The organism is Bacillus sp. V3-13, assembly GCF_002860165.1.
GTDB lineage: Bacteria > Bacillota > Bacilli > Bacillales > Cytobacillaceae > Bacillus_BJ.
Genome location: NZ_PGUZ01000003.1, coordinates 33,275 through 56,746, shown reverse-complemented (window position 1 = coordinate 56,746; position 23,472 = coordinate 33,275). Strand labels below are relative to the sequence as shown.

General features: G+C 43.3%; 26 protein-coding genes. 17 read left to right on the top strand and 9 right to left on the bottom strand.

Annotation, left to right across the window (positions count from 1 at the left end):
- Nucleotides 1-58: 58 nt before the first annotated feature.
- Nucleotides 59-433: a small peptidoglycan-associated lipoprotein gene (locus tag CU633_RS01620; RefSeq protein ID WP_101657982.1), complete on the bottom strand. Its 375-nt coding sequence runs from the start codon at nt 431-433 to the stop codon at nt 59-61.
- A gap of 290 nt (nt 434-723) precedes the next feature.
- On the opposite strand from CU633_RS01620, the gene CU633_RS01615 reads away from it, so the two are divergent.
- The gene (locus tag CU633_RS01615) at nt 724-963 is read left to right on the top strand and encodes a hypothetical protein (RefSeq protein ID WP_101657988.1); all 240 of its coding nucleotides are present in this window, start codon (nt 724-726) and stop codon (nt 961-963) included.
- Nucleotides 964-1,167: 204 nt separating this feature from the next.
- On the opposite strand, the gene CU633_RS01610 is transcribed toward CU633_RS01615, so the two are convergent.
- Complete coding sequence (locus CU633_RS01610; RefSeq protein ID WP_101657981.1) at nt 1,168-2,700, bottom strand: glycine betaine uptake BCCT transporter; 1,533 nt, start codon at nt 2,698-2,700, stop codon at nt 1,168-1,170.
- 314 nt (nt 2,701-3,014) lie between these two features.
- Between CU633_RS01610 and CU633_RS01605 the strand changes: the two genes are divergently transcribed.
- Complete coding sequence (locus tag CU633_RS01605) at nt 3,015-3,824, top strand: polysaccharide deacetylase family protein (RefSeq protein ID WP_101657980.1); 810 nt, start codon at nt 3,015-3,017, stop codon at nt 3,822-3,824.
- Between the two features lie 71 nt (nt 3,825-3,895).
- On the opposite strand, the gene CU633_RS01600 is transcribed toward CU633_RS01605, so the two are convergent.
- On the bottom strand, nt 3,896-4,327 hold the full coding sequence (locus tag CU633_RS01600) for a DUF1885 family protein (RefSeq protein ID WP_101657979.1): 432 nt from the start codon (nt 4,325-4,327) through the stop codon (nt 3,896-3,898).
- Nucleotides 4,328-4,478: 151 nt separating this feature from the next.
- Here CU633_RS01600 and CU633_RS01595 point away from each other — a divergent pair, with 151 nt between their 5' ends.
- Both CU633_RS01595 and CU633_RS01590 read left to right on the top strand, forming a co-directional pair.
- Nucleotides 4,479-4,778, top strand: coding sequence for a DUF3055 domain-containing protein (locus CU633_RS01595; RefSeq protein WP_101657978.1), 300 nt, complete (start codon nt 4,479-4,481; stop codon nt 4,776-4,778).
- Between the two features lie 233 nt (nt 4,779-5,011).
- On the top strand, nt 5,012-5,131 hold the full coding sequence (locus tag CU633_RS01590; RefSeq protein ID WP_101657977.1) for a GapA-binding peptide SR1P: 120 nt from the start codon (nt 5,012-5,014) through the stop codon (nt 5,129-5,131).
- 109 nt (nt 5,132-5,240) lie between these two features.
- Here the strand turns inward: CU633_RS01590 and CU633_RS01585 are convergent, their stop codons facing one another.
- Nucleotides 5,241-6,710: an aminotransferase class I/II-fold pyridoxal phosphate-dependent enzyme gene (locus tag CU633_RS01585; RefSeq protein ID WP_101657976.1), complete on the bottom strand. Its 1,470-nt coding sequence runs from the start codon at nt 6,708-6,710 to the stop codon at nt 5,241-5,243.
- A 235-nt stretch (nt 6,711-6,945) separates the two neighbouring features.
- Here CU633_RS01585 and CU633_RS01580 point away from each other — a divergent pair, with 235 nt between their 5' ends.
- Both CU633_RS01580 and CU633_RS01575 read left to right on the top strand, forming a co-directional pair.
- Nucleotides 6,946-7,905 carry an NAD(P)H-dependent flavin oxidoreductase gene (locus CU633_RS01580; protein ID WP_101657975.1) on the top strand — a complete coding sequence of 320 codons (960 nt, stop codon included), beginning with the start codon at nt 6,946-6,948 and terminating at the stop codon, nt 7,903-7,905.
- Between the two features lie 60 nt (nt 7,906-7,965).
- A complete protein-coding gene (locus tag CU633_RS01575) occupies nt 7,966-8,238 on the top strand; it encodes a UPF0223 family protein (RefSeq protein WP_101657974.1) in 273 nt (90 codons plus the stop codon).
- A gap of 66 nt (nt 8,239-8,304) precedes the next feature.
- On the opposite strand, the gene CU633_RS01570 is transcribed toward CU633_RS01575, so the two are convergent.
- Nucleotides 8,305-8,925 (bottom strand): YktB family protein, encoded by a 621-nt coding sequence (locus CU633_RS01570; protein WP_101657973.1) that lies wholly within the window; start codon nt 8,923-8,925, stop codon nt 8,305-8,307.
- Nucleotides 8,926-9,114: 189 nt separating this feature from the next.
- Between CU633_RS01570 and CU633_RS01565 the strand changes: the two genes are divergently transcribed.
- On the top strand, nt 9,115-9,309 hold the full coding sequence (locus tag CU633_RS01565; protein WP_101657972.1) for a hypothetical protein: 195 nt from the start codon (nt 9,115-9,117) through the stop codon (nt 9,307-9,309).
- 229 nt (nt 9,310-9,538) lie between these two features.
- Nucleotides 9,539-10,354, top strand: coding sequence for an inositol monophosphatase family protein (locus CU633_RS01560; RefSeq protein ID WP_101657971.1), 816 nt, complete (start codon nt 9,539-9,541; stop codon nt 10,352-10,354).
- Between the two features lie 126 nt (nt 10,355-10,480).
- On the opposite strand, the gene CU633_RS01555 is transcribed toward CU633_RS01560, so the two are convergent.
- Nucleotides 10,481-10,666 (bottom strand): YlaF family protein, encoded by a 186-nt coding sequence (locus CU633_RS01555; RefSeq protein ID WP_101657970.1) that lies wholly within the window; start codon nt 10,664-10,666, stop codon nt 10,481-10,483.
- A 165-nt stretch (nt 10,667-10,831) separates the two neighbouring features.
- On the opposite strand from CU633_RS01555, the gene typA reads away from it, so the two are divergent.
- The 3 genes from typA to CU633_RS01540 are packed head-to-tail and all read left to right on the top strand — an operon-like array spanning nt 10,832 to nt 13,311.
- Complete coding sequence (gene typA, locus CU633_RS01550) at nt 10,832-12,670, top strand: translational GTPase TypA (RefSeq protein WP_101657969.1); 1,839 nt, start codon at nt 10,832-10,834, stop codon at nt 12,668-12,670.
- A 24-nt stretch (nt 12,671-12,694) separates the two neighbouring features.
- On the top strand, nt 12,695-13,024 hold the full coding sequence (locus CU633_RS01545) for a YlaH-like family protein (protein ID WP_101657968.1): 330 nt from the start codon (nt 12,695-12,697) through the stop codon (nt 13,022-13,024).
- Nucleotides 13,021-13,311, top strand: coding sequence for a hypothetical protein (locus CU633_RS01540; RefSeq protein WP_101657967.1), 291 nt, complete (start codon nt 13,021-13,023; stop codon nt 13,309-13,311). The genes CU633_RS01545 and CU633_RS01540 overlap by 4 nt, the downstream gene beginning before the upstream one ends.
- Before the next feature lie 110 nt (nt 13,312-13,421).
- Here the strand turns inward: CU633_RS01540 and CU633_RS01535 are convergent, their stop codons facing one another.
- The gene (locus CU633_RS01535; RefSeq protein WP_101657966.1) at nt 13,422-13,622 is read right to left on the bottom strand and encodes a YlaI family protein; all 201 of its coding nucleotides are present in this window, start codon (nt 13,620-13,622) and stop codon (nt 13,422-13,424) included.
- A gap of 141 nt (nt 13,623-13,763) precedes the next feature.
- Between CU633_RS01535 and CU633_RS01530 the strand changes: the two genes are divergently transcribed.
- On the top strand, nt 13,764-14,219 hold the full coding sequence (locus CU633_RS01530) for a pyridoxamine 5'-phosphate oxidase family protein (RefSeq protein WP_101657965.1): 456 nt from the start codon (nt 13,764-13,766) through the stop codon (nt 14,217-14,219).
- A 30-nt stretch (nt 14,220-14,249) separates the two neighbouring features.
- Here the strand turns inward: CU633_RS01530 and CU633_RS01525 are convergent, their stop codons facing one another.
- Nucleotides 14,250-14,828 carry a YhcN/YlaJ family sporulation lipoprotein gene (locus CU633_RS01525; protein ID WP_101657987.1) on the bottom strand — a complete coding sequence of 193 codons (579 nt, stop codon included), beginning with the start codon at nt 14,826-14,828 and terminating at the stop codon, nt 14,250-14,252.
- A 227-nt stretch (nt 14,829-15,055) separates the two neighbouring features.
- On the opposite strand from CU633_RS01525, the gene CU633_RS01520 reads away from it, so the two are divergent.
- On the top strand, nt 15,056-16,384 hold the full coding sequence (locus tag CU633_RS01520; protein WP_101657964.1) for a PhoH family protein: 1,329 nt from the start codon (nt 15,056-15,058) through the stop codon (nt 16,382-16,384).
- Nucleotides 16,385-16,474: 90 nt separating this feature from the next.
- On the opposite strand, the gene CU633_RS01515 is transcribed toward CU633_RS01520, so the two are convergent.
- The gene (locus CU633_RS01515) at nt 16,475-16,972 is read right to left on the bottom strand and encodes a hypothetical protein (RefSeq protein ID WP_101657963.1); all 498 of its coding nucleotides are present in this window, start codon (nt 16,970-16,972) and stop codon (nt 16,475-16,477) included.
- A 153-nt stretch (nt 16,973-17,125) separates the two neighbouring features.
- On the opposite strand from CU633_RS01515, the gene glsA reads away from it, so the two are divergent.
- The 4 genes from glsA (at nt 17,126) to pyc (ending at nt 23,447) form a co-directional block, all read left to right on the top strand.
- The gene (glsA, locus tag CU633_RS01510) at nt 17,126-18,055 is read left to right on the top strand and encodes a glutaminase A (protein ID WP_101657962.1); all 930 of its coding nucleotides are present in this window, start codon (nt 17,126-17,128) and stop codon (nt 18,053-18,055) included.
- 112 nt (nt 18,056-18,167) lie between these two features.
- On the top strand, nt 18,168-18,449 hold the full coding sequence (locus tag CU633_RS01505) for a YlaN family protein (protein WP_101657961.1): 282 nt from the start codon (nt 18,168-18,170) through the stop codon (nt 18,447-18,449).
- A 235-nt stretch (nt 18,450-18,684) separates the two neighbouring features.
- Nucleotides 18,685-19,842 (top strand): FtsW/RodA/SpoVE family cell cycle protein, encoded by a 1,158-nt coding sequence (locus CU633_RS01500; RefSeq protein WP_101657960.1) that lies wholly within the window; start codon nt 18,685-18,687, stop codon nt 19,840-19,842.
- A gap of 164 nt (nt 19,843-20,006) precedes the next feature.
- Nucleotides 20,007-23,447 (top strand): pyruvate carboxylase, encoded by a 3,441-nt coding sequence (pyc, locus tag CU633_RS01495; RefSeq protein WP_101657959.1) that lies wholly within the window; start codon nt 20,007-20,009, stop codon nt 23,445-23,447.
- The last annotated feature ends 25 nt before the right edge of the window (nt 23,448-23,472 follow it).

Below are 23,472 nucleotides of genomic sequence, written 5' to 3'. Positions count from 1 at the left end.
GGTGGAACACCCTGAAACCCGAGGACAAGAAGACAATATCTAATTCCTGTTTTCTACTCTACTGGGAAAGAATCCGTTCAAGCGGCTGGATAATTTGTTCCTTTGAAACATCACCTTTTACCCTGGCAACGACTTTGTCATTATAAACGATCAAAATCGCCGGCGATTGTTCTATTTGAAAGGCGTCATAATATCTCTTCGCATTGTCTTCAGAAAAAACCATCATATTATCCACTTCAGAGGGAAACTCTTTTTTTAGCTCGAGTAGTGCATCATAATAGGAAACTTCTTCAGTATAGTCGCTATCGTCCGAAAAAAAGACAATCTGTTTGACGTTCTGACCAAATGACAGCGAATCTTCCGGCCCACCCTTTGTGCAAGATGCAGTTATCACCAACAAAACAGCAGATAAGCAGAATGCCAGCCCTTTCATTTCTTGGCCTCACTTTATAAAATAATCCACATGGCTTGCCAACGAGTCGATCATAATAATCCGTATTTTATCATAGGAAAATATCGTTTTTATGCTTGTCACCTAAATGTTACAGAATTGAAAAATAAGTGCTGTCCAACCATCATATATTACAAATAGCTGGGGAAAATATAGTTAGAACCCGGAAATGGCAGGGATCACGGCTCCGCTTTTATATATAACAGTCGTTGCCGGCTTTTTTGTGCATCAGGTGACATTTTGCAACAATGGTGAAAGGAGTGGGATTTTTATTGAAAGTATATTCTGTTATTCTGCTCCAGCTTATTTTGTGGAGCGGCTATACCCTGTTGGAATGGTTATCAAAGCATGACCATCCTGAATACAATATTTTAATGTTTTTCATTTTCTTCTATCTGGCGATCATTCTTGGGAACTATTTTATGAAATCTGCGAAAAAAACCCTCCTTGTCACTTTCCTGAGTCTGGCCATTTACGGATCCTTTCAGTTAACGATGATCTATATTATATAACGGTTAAAAGGGAGTCCCTTGACTCGAGAGCCGATTTCCCACAGCCGGACACTTTTGGACAAGCAAAACCGTTGTAGACTGAGGCGATAACTCGTATTGAGATGTCAAGCCCATCCCACTTAAACAGCAAAAAACAGAGACAGCACGAAAAGTTGCTGTCTCTGTTGGCAATGAAACGCATATCTTTGGAATTGAACCGCATCTTTAATTAGATTTATTACTTTTTCTGCCCACAATATAGAGCTTTTCTTCCTTAAACGCTCTTAATAATGCTGCAACTATAAACAACATCACTATGGTAAAGGGTAAAGCAGCGATGATCGATGCACGCTGAAGTGCTTCGAGTCCACCGGTCCATAATAAAATCGCTGCTGCTGCTGATTGGATGATGCCCCAAGTGAATTTTACGCTGGTGGAAGGGTTTAAGCTTCCGGCGGTCGTTTGCATCCCAAGTACAAAGGTGGCAGAATCAGCAGATGTAATGAAAAACGTACTAATCAGGAATACTGCCAATAACGAAAGCACGGTTGAAAGCGGGAAATGGTCGAGAACTGAGAACAAAGCGACTTCCATTCCTGCTGATTCCATGCTTTCCATGATAGAGGCTCCTTCGAAAAATTCAAGATAAATTCCCGTTCCTCCAAATACAGAGAACCATAGCGCTCCAAAAATAGTCGGAACGGCCAGCACTCCAATCACAAATTCACGGACAGTTCTGCCGCGCGAAATTCTTGCAATAAACGTTCCGACAAATGGGGCCCAGGCAATCCACCATGCCCAATAAAAAATGGTCCAGTCCTGGAACCACGTGATTTTCTGCTCGAAAGGACTTAACCGGAAGCTCATCGAAGGGAGGTTTTGCAAGTATGACCCGATCGTGGTTGTAAATAAATCCATAATAAAGTTTGTCGGGCCAACAAATAGTAAAAAGATGAGCAATAAAACCGCAAGCATCACGTTCAGATTACTTAAGTATTTGATCCCCTTATTCAGTCCGGAATAAGCAGACAGCATAAACAGCACTGAAACGATAACGATAATCACCAATTGTGTTGACGCTGTATTCGGAATGCCATCAAATACATATGATAACCCGCCGCTTATTTGAATCGCACCCAACCCAAGCGAGGTAGCGACACCAAATACTGTTGCAAAAACAGCTAAAAAATCAACTAATACCCCCAGGTTGCCGTCAACCCTGTCTCCAAAAATTGGCCGCAATATCGAACTGATTACTCCTGGCGCGCCTTTGCGGAATTGAAAGTAGGCAAGTGCGAGGGCAATCACGGTATAAATCGCCCACGGGTGAAGCCCCCAATGAAAAAATGAGTACCGCATCGCCGCACGAGCCGCTTCCGGAGTCCCGCCTTCCATAAAGGGCGGGGCATAGTAATGGTACATCGGTTCAGCAACACCCCAAAATACGAGTCCAATCCCCATACCTGCGCTGAAAAGCATTGAAAACCAAGATAGATAACTGTATTCAGGCCGATCATTGTCTTTCCCTAAACGAATGTTTCCATACTTACTAAAAATCAACAGCAATGCAAAAATTAAAAATGCTGCAGCTGCCAATAAATAAAACCATCCAAATTTCTCCAAAATGAATCCTTGCACAATGGTGGTTACACGGTTTAAATTTGCGTTTGGCAGTAACCGTTCCGGTATCAATCCCCATATAATAAACAGGGCAGTTACAACGACAGATACCGTAAAAACTGGTGTCAGCCTCTTCATGAAATCCCTCCAATTCACAATTTAATTCATAGTCCATTTTTGTGTCAGTGAAACATAAAAACCTTCATCCTATGTCGCCCAGTGCCGCTTAGCCGGCTTCATAAAAAAACTTGCTCTGTCATATAACTGTTTAGGGCGACTTTTTTTGTTAATAAGGTTTGCAAATCATTGAAAAGTGGAAACAACAGTTTAGGGAAAACAGCAGATATCGGAGTAAAAGCAGGGAATATTTTTCCACTTGACGGCAAGTCCATATATTATCTTAACATTGATTAAGAACAGAGTGAAGGATTCTGCACGGAAAAGGAGCAAGTATGCAAAAACTGGCTGCCATTTTAATGTCAATGATATTAGTCGTAACTGCTTGCGGGACCAGGAATGAGAGAGCAGGCAGTGATGATCACAAACAAAAAGCTTCGCAGAAAAAAAATGAACCGCAGCCGGCGGTTCAAACAGTCGTTGAAGACGTGCAAAATCCGGTCCCAGAAAATGTCCCGCAATACAGGGTAAATGAAAACAATTGGTCGCTTGAACCAATAGGCAATTCCGCTCAGCCGGCCGTCCTGCTGACCATTGACGATGCTCCTGATAAATATGCAGTGGAAATGGCAAGAACATTGGCAAGACTGAATGTCAAAGCCATTTTCTTCGTCAATGGCCATTTTCTAGACACACCAGAAAAAGAAGAGCAATTGAGAGAAATACACCGCCTCGGATTTGCGATCGGAAACCATACAAACACGCATCGAAGGCTAGATGAGCTTTCCGAACAGGAGCAGTATGAGGAAATTGTTTCATTAAACGATAAAATCGAAGGCGTGATCGGAGAACGACCGAAGTTCTTTCGGGCGCCCTTTGGGGTTAATACAGATTACAGCGAAAAAATAGCCAGTGAACAAAATATGGTGCTTATGAATTGGACATACGGTTATGATTGGGAAGCAAATTATAAAACAGCCGAAAATCTTGCCGACATCATGGTCAATACATCCCTTTTAAGCAATGGCGCGAATCTCCTCATGCATGACCGCCAGTGGACAAATGCTGCGCTCGAAAACATCGTAAAAGGTCTGCAGCAAAAAGGGTATGGCATCATTGATCCGGCAACAATAGAAACTCCGTAAGAACAAAACGCAACTATAAACAGGAGCAGAACAACCTGTACGGCAGAGTTGTTCTGCTCCTGGAAACTTTTCTATTTTCTTGGGTAGTAATACATGATTCGGCCGTTGAATAAATGAAGCTCGGCTTTCAGCTTTTTTGCAAGGAATTTGCAAAACTCGTTCGCTTTGCCTTTATCACCAAAGGTGGACGCATCGGATAAAGTGACTTGTATGTATGCCTGTTCCCTTTCATGATCATCCTCGACAACCGTTTCCTTATCCACCCCAATTAAAATGGAATGGTAGCGATCGTGGTTTGAATAAAGATAAAACCATTTTCCTTTACTCTCAGGCATTTCCTTGATTTCATACGGAAATGCTGAATCTTCATACTTCCAGTCAAGCTGGTCGCCGGTTTTAGCGGTGATGCTTTTATAATATTCGAATAGCTCTTTTATTTCTTCGGTGGTAACGCTTTCTTTATCTGATAAAGGAACGAGTTTAATGTATGCATGACTCGCCATGTTGGATCCCCCCAATTGTCCTTTTTTATTCAATTTTAGCACTGAATACAATCAAATAACATAATATAATAAAAGTAGTATACTAAAAACTTGAATAAAAATATTTTTTGAATTATAATAATATTCAAAAAAATAAAAAAGGAGGATTATTATGGAACTTTTCGAAAAGCTTTATGACGAGCACGAAAAGGTGAAGGTACGTTTTATTGGTTTTACCACGGATGAAACGCGCTATGATTTCGGGATCGTGTATACCAATATGTTTTTCGGAAAACCACTTGTTGTTTGCATGCAGACAGGAAGGTCAACCCTCCTTGACCCGAGAGATCTTGAGGATACAGAACATTTGCAGCATTCTTTTCGAATCAAGGATAAGAAGGAAGCAGAAGATTTAGCCGAATTTTTCCTGGACGCCCTTCCAGGTGTCTCTTTAGAAACACAATATGAATAATAATCTGATCGATGGCCCAATTAGGGCCTTTTTTTTAGGGAAATATTCATTATTTAGATTAATGTGACATACTTATTTAGGATATTATAATAAAAGATCATCAATTTATAACTATTTATTTAAAAATAAGCAAAATATGCTATACAATTAGACTTGAAATTTTAATTGTGTTATATTATTATATTTTCAAAGATAATAAAGCGTTTTCAAAATATCGAAAGGAGCTTGAGAAAATGGGTACAATTGTTTGTCAAACTTGCAACTCCACTATTGAACATTTTGAAGATGAAAAAGTAACTGTTCTGTATTCAAAGGGCCATTGCTGCGACGGAGAGCACCTCGAAGAAGAATAAAAATATAAACGGTGTGGAGCATGCAGGCAGGATTGCGTGCTTCTTTTTTGTATTATTAAAAAAAGGCGGCCGCAAGCAGCGGACCGCCATTTTTGCCATTGAATTTAGATTAGCGTATCGCTTTATGTTCTTTAATCACGCGGAAAGATTTTAGCTCATCATCCTCCGGCCCCTGGACAGGCAGGCCAGCTTCGACGTTCTTTTCGATGTAGAGCAGGTTTTCCTTTGTGATGATTTCACCGGGAATAAAGATTGGGATTCCGGGAGGGTAAACCATTGCAAATTCGGCAATAATCCGTCCTTCCGCCATTTCAACGGGAACCACTTCAGTGTCTGCATAAAAAGCATCACGAGGCGTTAAGGCCAGCAGTGGAATATCCGGTAGCAGCACTTGCACTTCTATTTTTTCTGCACCGTGCGTAAACCGGTCGGATAATTCCTGTAAAGCCTGCACCAATATTTCTGTTTCTTTCTCCGTATCCCCTGGAGTAATCAGGCAGAGAATGTTGTATAAATCAGACAATTCCACTTCGATATTGTAATTTTCGCGGAGCCATACCTCTACATCATAACCTGTTAAGCCAAGCTCTTTTACAGAGATGATCAGCTTTGTCGGATCATAATCAAAAGCAGCTTGAGTGCTGAGAATTTCTTCCCCCACACAATATAAACAATCGATTTCGTTTATTTTCGCTCTTGTCGACTGAGCCAGCTTGATCGTTCTGTCAATCAGCTTTTTCCCCTCTGTAGCCAGCCTTTTCCTGGCCACGTCAAGCGAGGCGAGCAGTAAATAAGACGTAGACGTTGTCGTCAACATACTTAAAATACTTTGCACCCGCTTTGGAGAAACAAGCCCTTCTTTCATATTCAGGATTGAACTCTGGGTCATTGACCCCCCGAGCTTATGAACGCTCGTGGCTGACATATCTGCTCCAGCCTGCATGGCCGATAATGGCAGTTCATCGTGAAAATGGATGTGAACCCCATGCGCTTCATCGACAAGGACCGGCACATTGTATTCATGAGCAATCTCAACGATTTTCTTTAAATCAGCTGAGATCCCGAAATAGGTCGGGTTAATCACCAATACACCTTTTGAATCAGGGTGTTGTTGAAGCGCCTTTGAGACTGACTCGGTTGTTATGCCGTGCGAGATTCCAAGGTTTTCATCAATTTCAGGATGGATGAAAATCGGGATTGCTCCTGAAAAAACGATCGCGGACATCACTGATTTATGGACGTTTCTCGGAACGATGATCTTATCCCCAGGACCGCAGACAGCCAAAACCATCGTCATAATCGCCCCGCTTGTACCCTGGACGGAGAAAAATGTATGGTCAGCACCAAAAGCTTGAGCCGCAAGGTCCTGCGCTTCTTTAATAATGCCTTTTGGCTGATGAAGGTCATCAAGTGGGCCGATATTGATCAAGTCAATGGATAGCGCGTTTTCACCAATAAAATCTCTAAATTCAGGGTCAATTCCGGTCCCTTTTTTATGGCCGGGAATATGAAATTGAACAGGATTTTTCCTTGCATGTTCCACTAAACCGCTAAAAAGCGGAGTTTCATTTTGTGACAATTTTAAACTACACCTCTTTAATCATACAGATTCACAGTCATAAAACACATGAATTATAGCACTAAAAATCCTTTTTTGCATAGCGAAAAACGGCCGGTCCGACAGGCGCAGGAAAAATTTAAAGACTGCCTGCAGTAAAAGTCTAAAATCCGTTTTAATATTAGTTTTTCGAGAAGCGAGGATATTAATTTGTTAAAATAAATAAAAGATGGAAAGAGTGACTGGAGGGAAAGGAATGAATTGGAAAACGCGCGTAACAGATCTTTTAGAAATCGAATATCCGATTATACAGGGCGGGCTTGCCCATTTAGCTTATTCGGAGCTGGCTGCTGCAGTTTCAAACGCGGGAGGATTGGGACAAATAACTGCCATGTCATTGGAGAGCCCTGAAGCGCTAAAAATGGAAATAAAAAAACTGAGAAAGTTGACAGATAAGCCGTTTGGCGTTAATTTTGCGATCGGCCAGCATGGAAGACCGTTTGCTCATATGGTGGAAGCAGCTATTGATGCTCAGGTACCGGTCATCAGCATTACGGGCGGAAATCCCGCACCTATTTTTGATCAGCTGCAAGGAACCCCGATTAAAAAGCTTGTCCTTGTCGCTGCGAGACGGCAGGCTGAAAAAGCCGAAGAGCTTGGTGCGGACGCAGTGATGGTTGTCGGCCAGGAAGGCGGCGGGCATCTCGGCAGACATGATATTGGAACGATGGTTCTGATCCCCCAGGTCGTTGATCGGGTATCGATTCCGGTTATCGCTTCAGGAGGGATTGGGGATGGCCGGGGATTAATGGCCGCTTTGAGTCTCGGTGCGGAAGGCATCGAAATGGGAACAAGATTTATCGCAACACAGGAATGTGTTCATGCTTCCGAACTATACAAAAAGAAGCTTGTCGAAGGAACCGAAAATGATACGGTCGTGATCAAACGATCACTGGGAGCGCCGGCCAGAGCAATTGCGAACGAATGGACAAACAAAATTGTTGAGCTGGAAAGAGAAGGTGCCGGCTACGAAGTGCTGAAAGATTACATAAGCGGTACGGCAAATATGCGCTATATCCATGAGGGCCGGGTTGATGAGGGATTTGCCTGGGCCGGTCAGGTGATGGGCTTGATCAAAGATATTCCAACCGTAAGCGAGCTGGTAGCGCGAATGATAGGAGAAGCGGAAGAAATCCGCGAAAGGTGGAGAAATTAAAGGATAAATTGAACCGTTTTAAACTAACATATTTTAAGTAAAAAAAGCAGGTGAACATGAATGGAATATCAATACCCGATCGACCATAATTGGTCCACAGAAGAAATTATCGATGTGATTAAATTTTTTGAGAAGGTCGAACTCGCATACGAAAAAGGAGTTGACCGTGACGATTTATTGAATGCATATCGCAGATTTAAGGAAATTGTACCAAGCAAAGCAGAGGAAAAAAAGCTATGCAGCGAATTCGAAGAAATGAGCGGCTACTCTCCATACAAAACTGTTAAACGTGTAAAAGAAGAATTATCAGGAGAAAGAATTAAAATGGGTTAAAGAAAAAAGCATCGGCATTTGCATGCCGATGCTTTTTCCATCGTTGCCGGAAAGGCGTCATTAGGTTTACGCCATTTTATATAAGGGTAATAATTTTCTAAACACAGCATCAACTTTACTTATCAGTTCAGAAGGTTCAAGGGCGATTGCCTGATCCCTGGGAATATGAAGTCCGCAAAGTATTTCGGCTTTCTTTACCGTTTGCAAACGTTCAAACATGGAAGATAACTCATCTTTTGATAAATCTTTATGACGAATGGCATCAGGCTTTGTATGATCAGTGGACCAGACGAAATCTCCGGGGATGCTCTTTGAAATTCCATCAATATTTTCGGCGAGTTTTTGGCCGTAGGCTTCCTTGTCGGGAGCCTCATAAATTAATGCAAACCAGATAAATAAATGGGTTTCCCACAAACCGATTTGAAAATGGGGCAGCATTTTATACCCTCTTGGATTAGCAGCAAAAGCTACCCATGTATCGGCGGGCGGATTCTTTGTACGGCGGGCGTGTTTGGCAACATGAGCAAACATTTCATCGCCTGTCAAAGCAGAGAGAGTCGGAGCAAAATGAGCGCCTAAATCCTCCAATTTTGGACGGACATGCTCTTTTAATTGTTCCATCCGCTCATCAAGCCCATTTATCGTAAACACAGCAAAATCTTCTTTTGAAAAGCCGGTAAATGACATGAGACAAACCTCCTTGATCTTTGTCAAATATTGTAGCATAACCATGAAAAAACAGTAAATGTTTGAGCTTTAAGCTGTAACAAAGATAGGTTTAAGCACATTTTTGTTGCAACTTCGACAGTTCATTCATACAATAGATTACTAACAATCAGAATGCGCAATTTTAAAACTCGGAAGGGGTGAAGTACAGTGAAACAACTAATCAATTCAACTCGTAAAAAAGGTGTGGAACAGGAAAGAACAGCTGTGTTGAAGATGGAGATGGATTACGAACTGGCAATCCTTTATGATGCGATCAATGAAAAAAATGAAACAAAAAAGACCGAATGTAAACAGAAGCTTGAGCACATCAGGCAGGAGCTGCTAAGACTTAAAGCATTATAAATCTGAACATCATAAGGGGATTTGTTGAACGGATGAAAAAAACGAAGCCGAATATAGTGAATAACTGATAACGAACTCCTGGGGGATTTGGGAGTTCGTTTATTGCATTTGTCATTTCAATTTCCGGTCTTTTTGGGAAAGCTAAAACTTGAATGGAATGCTGATACGCGATAAGCTATTGATACACTTTTTGAGATCAACAGGATCACAAATCCATTGGAGGAAGACGATGACAAACTGGCAGGAAATCGATAACAATGCGAAAATATGGGTGAAAGAAGCTGCAGAAAGAATCCGTGCTTCTTTTCCAAAAACGCTCGATATCCAAACAAAATCAAATCCAAACGACCTTGTTACAAATATCGATAAAGAAACAGAGCAATTCTTTATTGAAAAAATAAAAGCTACATACCCGGAGCATAAAATACTCGGGGAAGAGGGGTACGGTGATAAACTGAACCAGCTTGCCGGGGTTGTCTGGATTATTGATCCGATTGACGGAACGATGAATTTCATCCATCAGCAGCGGAATTTTGCAATATCGATCGGAATATATGAAGACGGAGTTGGAATGATCGGGTTAATTTATGACGTAGCCCATAACGAGCTGTATCATGCCTTTAAAGGCAAGGGTGCCTATATGAATGATAAAAAAATACCCGATTTGGAACAAGTGCCGGTCACGAATGCGATTGTCGGCATAAGCCCGTCATGGCTGATAGAGAATAAACGATTTGATTACAAGCTGCTTTCCAAACTTGTCAAGGACGTAAGGGGAACGAGGTCATACGGGTCAGCAGCTCTCGAAATGGCTTACGTAGCAACCGGAAGAATAGACGCCTACATCTCTTTGCGCCTCGCTCCATGGGATGTTGCGGGAGGAGCAGTTATTGTAAAGGAACTGGGCGGTTTGGTCACCACACTGACAGGCGAAGAATTGGACTTCCTCACAACAGGCCCTGTGTTTGTAGCAAAACCGGGGCTGCACGAGCAAATATTGCAGAATTACAGATTCTCCGAACGAGAAAGCCCACGCAGGGCGTAGCCCGTCTTTAGACGTGGGAGTCTCAACTGCAGGCTGAAAATTTATAAACTTCCTATTTTATAAAGAAGAATGAAAAAGATCGGTACGCGCCGATCTTTTTCTGCGCGAAGGCGGCATCAGCTTATATTACAGATCTCCTTTTTCGCGCATTTTCCGCTTTGTTTTGAATCCAAAGCCCATCACAACAATAACACCGGCTATGCAAGCAAAAATACCAACCAGGCTTCTTTCGGCAATGGCGACACCGATTCCCATTATGCAGGCTGCTGCGACAATTGCAAATACGACAAAAATCCACTTAATTTCTTTCAATTTTTAACCCTCCTTGCGGGAGATAAATCTTCTGCATGCTTTTTTACTATTGTACAAAAAAAGCTGATGGGTTTCTACACTCGTTTGTGGTATAATATTTTAGTTATGACAAAAAACATCAATAATAAATCACATAAGGATATAACAAATAGGAGTGAACAAATTTTGAAAATAAGAGAAGATATTCGCAACATCGCCATTATCGCTCACGTTGACCACGGAAAAACAACGTTGGTTGACCAGCTTTTAAAGCAATCCGGTACTTTCCGGACAAATGAACACGTTGAAGAGCGGGCAATGGATTCAAATGACCTTGAAAGAGAACGGGGCATTACGATCCTGGCGAAAAATACAGCGATTCAATATAAAGATACGAAAATCAATATTTTAGATACACCGGGCCATGCCGACTTTGGCGGTGAAGTAGAACGGATCATGAAAATGGTTGACGGTGTTCTGCTTGTCGTTGATGCATACGAGGGTTGTATGCCGCAAACCCGCTTCGTATTAAAGAAAGCACTGGAACAAAATTTACGCCCGATCGTCGTCGTCAACAAAATCGACCGTGATGCAGCAAGACCCGAAGAAGTGATTGATGAAGTGCTTGATCTTTTCATCGAGCTTGATGCAAACGAAGACCAACTGGAGTTTCCTGTCGTATATGCTTCAGCAATCAACGGTACTGCAAGCCTTGATCCTGGCAAGCAGGATGAGAACATGCAGGTTCTCTACGATGCAATTGTCGAGCATATTCCAGCTCCTGTTGATAACCGTGAAGAACCGCTTCAATTCCAGGTGGCGCTATTGGATTACAACGATTATGTAGGACGTATCGGAATTGGACGTGTCTTCCGCGGAACGATGAAGGTGGGGCAGCAGGTAGCCTTGATGAAGCTTGATGGTTCTGTAAAACAATTCAGGGTAACGAAAATGTTCGGTTTCTTCGGGTTGAAACGCCAGGAAATTCAAGAGGCGTTTGCCGGAGACCTTGTTGCGGTTTCCGGGATGGAGGATATCAATGTCGGTGAAACCGTCTGTCCGATTGATCAACAGGAGGCGCTGCCGGTATTGCGCATTGATGAGCCTACTTTACAGATGACTTTCCTTGTAAATAACAGCCCGTTTGCCGGCAAAGAAGGCAAATATGTGACCGCGCGGAAAATCGAAGAGCGTTTACGTGCCCAATTGCAGACAGACGTCAGCCTTCGTGTTGAAAACACGGATTCTCCTGACGCCTGGATCGTTTCAGGACGAGGAGAGCTGCATTTATCGATATTAATTGAAAATATGCGCCGTGAAGGCTATGAGCTTCAAGTATCAAAGCCTGAAGTTATTGTCCGGGAAGTGGACGGGGTCCGCTGTGAACCGGTTGAGCGGGTTCAAATTGATATTCCTGAGGAGCATACTGGTGCTGTTATGGAGTCAATTGGTGCCCGCAAAGGGGAAATGGTCGATATGATCAACAATGGAACCGGGCAAGTGCGGCTCATATTCATGGTTCCTGCCCGCGGACTGATTGGTTATACGACAGAATTTTTAACATTGACAAGAGGATATGGAATCATCAATCATACGTTTGACAGCTATAAGCCGATGCAGGCAGGCCAAGTTGGCGGACGCCGCCAGGGTGTACTCGTATCGATGGAAACGGGAAAAGCATCTGCTTATGGTATTCAGGGAGTAGAAGACAGGGGAATCATCTTCCTTGAACCAGGCACAGACATCTATGAAGGGATGATTGTCGGTGAACATACCCGGGAAAATGATATTACCGTCAACATCACGAAAGTAAAGCAGGCAACCAACATTCGTTCAGCCAACAAGGACCAGACAACGACAATGAAAAAGCCGCGGATTATGACGCTTGAGGAAGCGCTCGAGTACTTAAACGACGATGAGTATTGCGAGATTACGCCTGAATCGATTCGGTTGAGAAAGAAAATTCTTGATAAAAATGAACGCGAAAGAATGACGAAAAAGAAAAAATACGCTGAAATGAATTAACCTTTTGGGAAGGGGAGATTCGGAGTGGATGTTACAGAACGACTTTCTTTTTTCGCAGCCTTATATAAAGTGGGAGAAAATCCAGAGTCGGGTATGTGGATGCTTTATATCACGATTATTGCTTTAGCGATAATCGTCTATAAATTAGGGTTTGCTAAAAAGCTTCCATTAACAAAATCGATCATTATTTACATTTTTTTAGTGCTCGGTTGTACGATATTAACGTTTCTGGGCGTTTTCCTGCCTGTAGCAGAAGGGCTCGTTGTGGCAGCGATTATCCTGATTATTTACAAAATCCGCTTGCACCAGCAAAAAAAGCAGGAAGCCATGCAGATTGACGGGAGAGGAAAATGAGATCATTACAGGATGCATTATATAATTGGCTCTCGATTAAAGTAGTCAGCGATGCGCGGCCTGATGATACCGCTGCAAAGGATACAACCAAGCTTTTTGAGGAGTTATTGGCAAAAGACCACGGGATAAGCGAAATTGTGATCACGAAAGGCGAAACGATGTACGAGCTTACCTACAGTCATCAAAATCAAGAAAAGAAATCTTCTTTTCCTGTTGAACTGATCGATGTAATGATCAATCAGATTGAGGAAGAGCCGGAGAAATTTATTAACTATCCTGAGAACTAAAGCCTCATAAAAACAGCCTGTCCAGTATTGGCCAGGCTGTTTTCTATGTCCATATTGGATCGGTTTTTGTCGGAAACTCCCAGTTCCGAGTGAAGTCGGCTTTTGGACTTTTACCATTCGTCCTTTTCAGTGTTCGGACGATACAGGCGGAAATTGCCGGTTGCTTTGCGGGCAAGCGTTTTTTCACTGATTCGTTCTTCACATGGACGGCACATATAGGTATGAATCGGCCTGTTTCTTAATCTTTTCGCTATTGGGGAGTCATCGTCAATCGACTCTATTATATCGCATATCACGCATTTTACTCTCATTTTGGCACCTCTGGCATACAAATTTTGCTGCTTTTAATTATACCATTGTTTCAAGCAGAGAGTAATGAGATATTGACGTTTATATTGCCGTATGTAAGGGATAGTAGTAATATGGTGGTAGCTTAAGGAGGGATGGACAGTATGGCAAATCAAGTGGAACCAAGGCTGATTCAACCATTATTTGCTGAACTGCAGCACGAGCGATTTGTGACGCTTGCTACAATCGATTTTGAAACAGGAGCGCCAAATATAAACGCGATTTCATGGATTTTCGCAAAAGATGATAAAACGGTTTATTTTGCATTGGATAACCGCTCCCGAATCATTCAAAATATTAAAAACAACCATAAAGTAGCGATCAATATGATTGCAAATGAATCTACATATTCGATTAGCGGTGAAGCCGCGATCATCCGGGAAAGGATGGAAGGGGTTCCTTTAAAGCTGGCGCTCATTGAAATTAAAATTAAAGAAGTAAGAGATGTTATGTTTTATGGCTCTAAAATTGTTGTGGAACCACAATATGATAAAACCTATGATAAGGATGCAGCAGCCCGCCTCGACAACCAGGTAATGGAGGCAATGAGAAAAGCTTAGCCGGACTGGTCCGGCCAAGCTTTTCCTATTTCAGTCCTTATGATGGTATGATTGGTCCTCCTGTTGTTTCTCAAGCTGCTTTGATTCAGAGTCTTCCAGCTTCTTTTTTGGTTCTTCTGTGTCATTGTTTGCATTTGGGTCTTCAATATCGGCAGGAATCTCAGGCATCATCCGGCCAGTCAAATCGGCCAGTTCGTTGACGATTCCTTCAACAGGCTCCCCTGCTTGAAAATCCTCGGCAATTTCCCTTAACCGGGCTACTATGTCCGGGTCGGCGACAACCGCCGCTCTCGCCCCATATGGATCATCTTCGAGGCTTTCGGCCACCGAATATTTAATGGATCCAACCTCTGAACGGTCTAAATTTTCATTTACATCAATCCCGACAATTGCATAATCTCCTATCACAACAGCTGTAGCGTCTTCCACATCCGGGACGCTGCCAGCAATTTCTTCCAGGTGGGTGGAAGCCCTCTGGCCTGTTTCCTGGTCAACTTCTCCAAGCGGGCCACTTTTAACATTTACTAAATTCTGCTCATTATCTCTGGAAGCGTCATTCTCTGCCCCGCAGCCAGCCAATGCCGCTACCAGCACGGTTCCCAATATCATTTTTCTCACTGTTGCCACCTCCGGCAAATATATTGTAAGACTCCAAATTAGCCAAATAAGAAATAAAAATGCTGTGAAAGAGTTCGTTGCCTGAATAAATGGACCTCAGCAATTATTGTGTTAAATTTCTTCTATCTTTATTCGGAAAAACATATATTTTAGCAATTGCTACCCGAATCCAGGGTAGAGATGCACCATAAAGAAACAACAGAGTGGGAGGCATCAACTTGGCTAAAATTTATGTGTTGGACACGAATGTCTTGCTGCAGGACCCGTTTTCAATTTTCTCCTTTGATGATAATGAAGTTGTTATCCCCGCGGTGGTCCTGGAGGAAGTTGATTCAAAAAAACGCTATATGGATGAAATCGGCCGCAATGCAAGACAAGTATCGAGGCTGATCGACAGCATGAGGGAATCAGGCAAGCTACATGAGAAAATTCCGCTTGAAAATGGCGGGATATTGCGGATTGAACTGAACCATCGTTCTTTCCAGCAGCTTCAAGAAATATTTGTAGAAAAAACAAATGATAACCGGATTCTTGCCGTAGCCAAAAACCTGTCACTTGAAGAGCAGACGAAAGAAAATGGACGACCTGTTATTTTAGTCAGCAAGGATGCGCTGGTTAGAGTGAAGGCCGATGCGATCGGGCTAATAGCTGAAGACTTTCTGAGTGACCGCGTCGTTGAAAATGATGATCTTTACACCGGAATGCAGGAGGTGTATACAGATATTGAAAAACTGGGCCGGTTTTATGAGAAGGGGGAATTACCGCTCGCAGACATAGCCAATCACCCTTTTTATCCAAATCAATTTCTGCTTATGAAAGACTCCTTGGGAAGCTCTTCTTCAGCGTTGGGAATGGTTGAAAAGAGCGGAAAAAAAGTTAAAAAAATGGTTTTCGACCATGATCATATTTGGGGGATCCGGCCGCGAAACGTTCAGCAGACGATGGCGATAGAACTGTTGCTCAGAAAAGACTTGCCACTGGTTACGCTTATCGGAAAAGCAGGTACGGGCAAAACGCTTCTTGCCCTTGCTGCGGGGCTGTTACAAATAGAGGATCTCGGAGAGTATAAAAAGCTGCTTGTTGCGCGGCCGATTGTGCCTGTCGGTAAAGATCTCGGTTTTTTGCCCGGGGAAAAAGGTGAAAAGCTGCGGCCGTGGATGCAGCCGATCTATGACAATCTCGAATATTTATTTAATACGAAGAAACCAGGTGAACTTGATGCGATTTTAGCGGGAATGGGTTCGATTGAGGTTGAAGCATTGACTTATATCCGGGGCAGGAGTATTCCGGATCATTATATCATTATCGATGAAGCGCAAAACCTGACAAAGCACGAGGTCAAAACAATTTTGACGAGAGTTGGGGAAGGAAGCAAAATTGTGCTGATGGGCGATCCAGAACAAATTGACCATCCATATTTAGACGCATTCAACAACGGACTTACATATGTGGTCGAAAAGTTCAAGGATCAAAAAATCTCCGGACATGTAAAACTGATCAAAGGGGAACGGTCCGATCTGGCGCAGCTCGCAGCTGATCTCCTTTAATCCGAAGTCATGATTGACAAAAGCAGATTCACCTAAAAAAGGGGAATCTGCTTTTTGGCAGGCTGGATTGTGTTGATAAGACAGCGCTTATCATTCCAATCGGAAGCCTTTTATGTTTTTAAGCGGCTTGTCCCGATTTGACCCATCCCCAAAAAAGGCATAAACAGGGCCGTCTTCCTGCAGTGGCTTTCCATCCTTTGAAAAACCCAAAATCAATTCTTTCCCCTGTTCAATCGGCAATGCAATTTCTCCATCCAAGCTTTCAACTATCAGCGTTCGGGCAGTGCTCTCAGGTTCAGCATTTTGTATAAATGGCAGCAGCGGTATCCCGAATGTCCCCGTTAATACTTTTTCCTTTTCGAACTTTTTTTCCGATTTTAATGTCGGCGGATAAACTGCACCTTCCATAATCTCCCGGTCCCAATGCTTTGAAATCGATTTCGTGTAGTTTTCCAGCTCATCGACAGATTCATTTGCCTGATCGAAATATGTATTCAGGTCAAGGCGGCGATCATCAAAAATCCAAACCCCCGGATCCAATGTAATCGGGTATTTTACTTTCCCTTTAATAAAAATAATATTTTCCATCACAACCTCCTCGTTCGCGTTCCATGCCTAAGTAAAGTATAGCAGGTTCTTAAGCGAAACGCCTATTTTACGCTCTTGCAGGGGAAACCAGCGCATGAAAAGAAACGGCCTGCGGAACACTAATTAAAAGTTTTTAACCGGGGGAATGCCGCCTTGACATGCCATTCGAATGAAAGCCTCAGCAAGCTGGTTGAAAAAGCACGCCCTTATACTGCTTCAGGCCGGGTTGCTGATTATATACCTGCACTTGGAAAAGCAGAAAAAGGCGATTTATCTGTCGCCATTTTTGAAATTGGGAAAGAATGCTACTATGCCGGCGATTATAAGAAGAAATTTACATTGCAGAGCATCTCAAAAGTTTTGGCTCTTGCGCTGGCCCTTGCCGACCGGGGCTTTGATTATGTATTCAGCCATGTTGGAATGGAACCGACCGGTGATCCTTTTAATTCGATTTCCAAGCTTGAAACGACGGTCCCTTCAAAACCGCTAAATCCGATGATCAATGCAGGAGCGCTTGCTGTTACCGATATGATTAACGGCCGTGACAGCAAAGAAAAAATTGACAGGCTGTTCCGGTTTGTTTCCAGCTTCTTAAATGGAGAGCCGGTCTCATGCAATTGGGAAACGGCCCGATCGGAAATGGAAACAGCCCATCTGAACAGGGCCCTTTGCTATTTTATGAAACAGCACGGGATTATCCAGGGCGATGTCGAAGACCTTCTTCACGTTTACACTGCGCAGTGCTCGATCGAAATGAATTGCTTTGACCTTGCCAGGGTCGGTGCTGTGTTCGCTTTAAACGGGGCCGATCCTGAAACCGGGAAGGTGATCATTCCGGAACACATTGCCCGGATTTGCAAAACCTTTATGGTTACATGCGGAATGTATAATGCTTCCGGGGAATTTGCCATCAAAATTGGCATACCTGCCAAAAGCGGAGTTTCCGGAGGGATTATGGGCGCGGTACCAGGCCGTTATGGAATCGGAATCTTCGGGCCGTCGCTCGATGAAAAAGGTAACAGCATAGCTGGAATGAAGGTTCTTGAAATGCTCGCCGCAGAGCACCAGCTCAGCATCTTTTAAGCGAAATGCAAAAATAAAAAGCTAATCCCGTATTATCCTTGCTTTTTTCCCGTCTTAACGGTAATATTTAAAGATAGGATCGGGTAAACGCTCGGAAACGGGGGGATCAATGTTGGCGTCTGAAATGATGGTGAACCACCAAGAAAAAGCACACGCCCTATTAAAGGCTGACGCTGATAAGATATTAAAGCTTATTAAGGTGCAAATGGATAACCTTACAATGCCTCAATGTCCTCTTTACGAAGAGGTTCTGGATACGCAAATGTTTGGCTTGTCACGGGAAATAGATTTTGCAGTCCGCCTCGGGCTCATTGATCAAAAAGAAGGAAAAGCCATTCTTGCCGCGCTCGAAGCTGAGCTGTCAATCCTTCATGAAGCTTCACAAAAAAAATAAACCGAAAAACTCAAACAGTTCTTCATTACTTGTTTGAGTTTTTTTATAAATATTTAGGGTATATAGGGATAACCCTCGATTATGCTAAATGTGACATATTTTATTTTTAATAGTATAACATATTTGTGGATATTTCAGAATTAACATGTTACATTTAACATAACCTCTCTGAGCAGGATTATTGTTTATAATCGGAGAATACATATACATCCGGAGAAAATGGGGAAGAGGTTGAATGTTTAAAAAAATCTTTAAATCATACGATTATTCTTTAGTGATTGCGATGGTGCTGCTATCTTTATTCGGGCTCGTCATGGTCTACAGCGCCAGCATGGTGACGGCATACGATTATCCGAGTGATCATTTTTTCCAAAGGCAAAAGCTCCACCTGATTGGAGCTTCCGTTGTATTTTTGTTTTTTGCACTCTTTCCGTATAAAGCGATGAAAAGCAATAAAATACTTGGACCGATGGTTTTGCTGTCCTTGCTTTGTTTGGTAGCTTTATTTGTTTTCGGACATACTGCCGGCAATGCGCAAAGCTGGTTTCAAATCGGGCCGGCAAGCCTGCAGCCGTCTGAATTTGTCAAGGTTTCCGTGATCATTTACCTGGCCGCAGTCTATGCGAAAAAACAGTCGTACATAAATGAATTCAATAAAGGTGTTGTCCCTCCTTTATTCTATTTATTTCTTGTCTCCGTGCTTATTGCCATTCAGCCGGATTACGGGACCGCAGCCATTATCATCTTGATTGCTTCGATGATCATTATCTCTTCCGGGATGAGCCTGAAAAATCTGCTGAAGCTTGCTGGCATTGGGCTAATGGTTATCCTTCCTATATTCATTGCCTTGCAGGATAAGATTTTCACAGAAAACAGGCTGGGCCGTTTTAAAGCCTTTATGGACCCTTTTGCAGTCGAGCAGACGAGCGGTTATCAAATTACCAATGCCTATATTGCGATTGGCTCGGGCGGAATTGACGGACTTGGTCTCGGCAAAGGCATTCAAAAGCTCGGTTATCTTCCTGAACCGCATACCGATTTCATTATCGCGGTAATCGCGGAAGAACTGGGGATTTGGGGAGTTGCTTTTGTCATATTGCTGCTTAGTTATATCGTTTTAAGAGGGATATACACAGGCTTAAAATGCACTGATCCGTTTGGAAGCCTGCTTGCGATCGGGATTTCAAGCATGATTGGAATCCAATCATTTATTAACCTTGCCGGCGCCTCGGGACTCATTCCCCTAACAGGTGTAACGCTCCCGTTCGTCAGCTACGGAGGTTCTTCATTGCTCCAGCTATACATTTCAATGGGAATACTCGTAAACGTCTCAATGTTCGTCAACTATGAACAAAAATACAAAAACAAAGATAAAGAAAAACAAGTAGCTTAAGCCCAATAAGGCTTTTATATAAATGCAAAATCAGTTTCAACAGTCATTTTTTGACAGATAAAAGGATTTAGCAACAGCGCATGCTCAAAGTATCACTTAGCTGACACCTGCTATGCGTAAGCAAAACAATCCTTGTACTAATTATATAAAGATGAGGTGTTCTGATGAGTAAAGTTATCAACAAGGTCTTGGTCGCGAACAGGGGAGAGATTGCGATCCGCGTATTTAGAGCATGTACAGAATTGAATATCCGTACGGTTGCGGTTTATTCCAGGGAGGACTCCGGCTCTTATCACAGGTATAAAGCGGATGAAGCTTATCTTGTCGGGGAAGGCAAAAAACCGATAGATGCTTACCTGGATATTGAAGGTATCATTGATATTGCGAAAACAAGCGGCGTGGACGCAATCCATCCTGGATATGGGTTTTTGTCTGAAAACACTCACTTTGCAAGGCGCTGTCAAGAAGAAGGAATTATTTTTATCGGACCTGAAGAACGGCATCTCGACATGTTCGGTGATAAGGTAAAAGCAAGGACTCAGGCGCAATTGGCAAAGATTCCGGTAATCCCGGGAAGCGATGGACCAGTCCACCGGCTTGAAGAGGTTATTAAATTCGGAAAGACGCACGGATACCCGCTCATCATTAAAGCTGCTCTTGGCGGCGGCGGCCGCGGTATGAGAATCGTGAACAATCATGATGAAGTAAAAGAAGCGTACGAGCGCGCAAAATCGGAAGCAAAAGCGGCCTTCGGCAATGATGAGGTTTATGTCGAGAAGTTTATTGAAAAACCGAAGCATATTGAAGTTCAAATCATTGCTGACAAGAACGGCAATATCATTCATTTGTATGAGCGCGATTGTTCTGTCCAGCGCCGCCACCAAAAAGTGGTGGAGGTTGCCCCGTGCGTATCGATCACAGATGAATTGAGGGAAAGAATTTGTGAAGCTGCTGTCCGGCTTATGGATAATGTCGGCTATGTCAATGCGGGTACGGTTGAATTTCTGGTCGCAGGTGAAGATTTTTATTTTATCGAAGTAAATCCACGTGTCCAGGTTGAACATACAATCACGGAAATGGTTACTGGCGTTGACATCGTCCAAACGCAGATTCTTGTCGCGGAAGGGCATGATTTGCATAGTGAGAAGGCTGGAATTCCCCAGCAAGCAGATATTAAAATACATGGTTTCGCCATTCAATCCCGTGTAACGACGGAAGATCCATTAAACCAGTTTTTGCCGGATACAGGAAAACTGATGACATATCGGTCAGGCGGCGGTTTCGGTGTCCGTCTCGATGCCGGAAATGCCTTCCAGGGCGCGGTCATTACACCATATTACGATTCATTGCTCGTCAAGCTGTCCACCCATGCAATGACATTTGACCAGGCTGCAGCCAAAATGGTCAGAAATTTGCAAGAGTTCCGAATCCGCGGGATCAAAACAAATATTCCTTTTCTTGAAAATGTCGTTAAACACGAACGGTTCCGGACCGGCCAGTATGATACATCTTTCATTGATACAACACCGGAATTGTTTATTTTTCCAAAACGTAAAGACCGCGGAACGAAAATGCTTACCTATATTGCAAATGTAACAGTAAACGGCTTTCCCGGAATAGAAAAGAAGAAGAAGCCGATTTTTGAAAAGCCGCGCATTCCAAAGTTGAAGTACAGCTCTGACAGACTCGAAGGAACGAAGCAAATCCTCGATCAACAAGGGCCTGAAGGGCTTGTCAAATGGGTGAAAGAACAGAAGGAAGTGCTCCTGACGGATACGACCTTCAGGGACGCGCATCAATCACTGCTCGCAACCCGTGTCCGTACAACTGATATTAGCCATATTGCTGAACCATCGGCAAGGCTTCTGCCCGATTTATTTTCATATGAAATGTGGGGCGGAGCAACCTTTGATGTTGCCTATCGTTTCTTAAAAGAAGATCCGTGGGACCGATTGCTGACGCTGCGGGAGAAGATTCCAAATGTTCTCTTCCAGATGCTGCTGCGCGCGTCAAATGCGGTGGGCTACAAAAATTACCCGGATAATGTGATCCGCGAATTCGTCGAGAAATCTGCCTACGCCGGAATCGATGTATTTCGGATTTTTGACAGCCTGAACTGGGTGAAAGGCATGGAAGTCGCCATTGACGCAGTAAGACAGGCCGAAAAAATCGCCGAGGCCGCGATTTGCTATACAGGTGACATTAACGATCCAACGCGCCGGAAATACGATCTCGATTATTATAAAAATCTGGCTAAAGAATTGGAAATGCAAGGGGCCCATATTCTTGGTATAAAGGATATGGCCGGGCTGTTAAAGCCGGAAGCTGCTTACCGCCTTATCTCTGAGTTGAAGGAAACGGTTGACATTCCGATTCACCTCCATACGCATGATACAAGCGGCAATGGCATTTATATGTACGCAAAAGCAATTGAAGCAGGTGTCGATATTGTCGATGTTGCGTTAAGCACGATGGCCGGGCTAACTTCACAGCCAAGCGCCAATTCACTGTTCTATGCATTGGAAGGCACGGACAGACAGCCGAAGGTGGACAACCGTGCGCTTGAACAACTCTCGTATTACTGGGAAGATATCCGCAAATACTACCATGACTTTGAAAGCGGCATGATGGCTCCGCATACGGAAGTGTATGAGCACGAGATGCCCGGAGGCCAATACAGCAATCTGCAGCAGCAAGCAAAAGCGGTGGGACTCGGCGATAGATGGGACCTTGTAAAAAGCATGTATGCCCGGGTTAACCAAATGTTTGGAGATATCGTCAAGGTTACACCATCTTCAAAGGTTGTCGGTGATATGGCCCTGTTCATGGTGCAGAACGAGCTGACCGAGGAGGATGTGTTAAGCAGGGGCGACTCGCTTGATTTTCCTGATTCTGTTGTCGAATTATTCGAAGGGTATCTTGGCCAGCCGCACGGTGGTTTCCCGGAACAATTGCAGAAGGTCATTTTAAAAGGCAGGGAGCCTATCACGGTTAGGCCGGGAGAACTGCTCGAAGATGTCGATTTCAACGCTCTTAAAGAAAAACTGTTTAAGGAAATGGGAAGACAGGTCACCAGCTTCGATGCGATCGCCTATGCTTTATATCCAAAGGTGTTTATGGAGTACTTCAACACTGTCGAACAATTTGGAGATATTTCGGTTCTCGATACGCCAACATTCCTCTATGGTATGCGTCTTGGAGAAGAGATTGAAGTTGAAATCGAAACCGGTAAGACGCTAATTGTAAAGCTGGTGGCGATAGGGGAGGCCCAGGCCGATGGTACGAGAGTCGTCTATTTCGAATTGAACGGCCAGCCGCGCGAAATCGTCATTAAGGACGAAAGTGTAAAATCAAAGGTTGCATCAAAAATAAAAGCGGATCCGAAAAATGACAGCCATATTGCCGCCTCCATGCCAGGTACGGTAATCAAAGTGGTTGTCGAAAAGGGTGAAAAGGTAAACCGGGGCGATCACCTGATGATTACGGAAGCGATGAAAATGGAAACGACCGTTCAAGCTCCGTTTTCAGGAGTTGTCAAAGATATTTATGTGACAAACGGAGAAGCGATCCAAACCGGCGATCTGCTGATTGAATTGTCCAAGTAATATAAAAAACCGATCGAACAGTGTT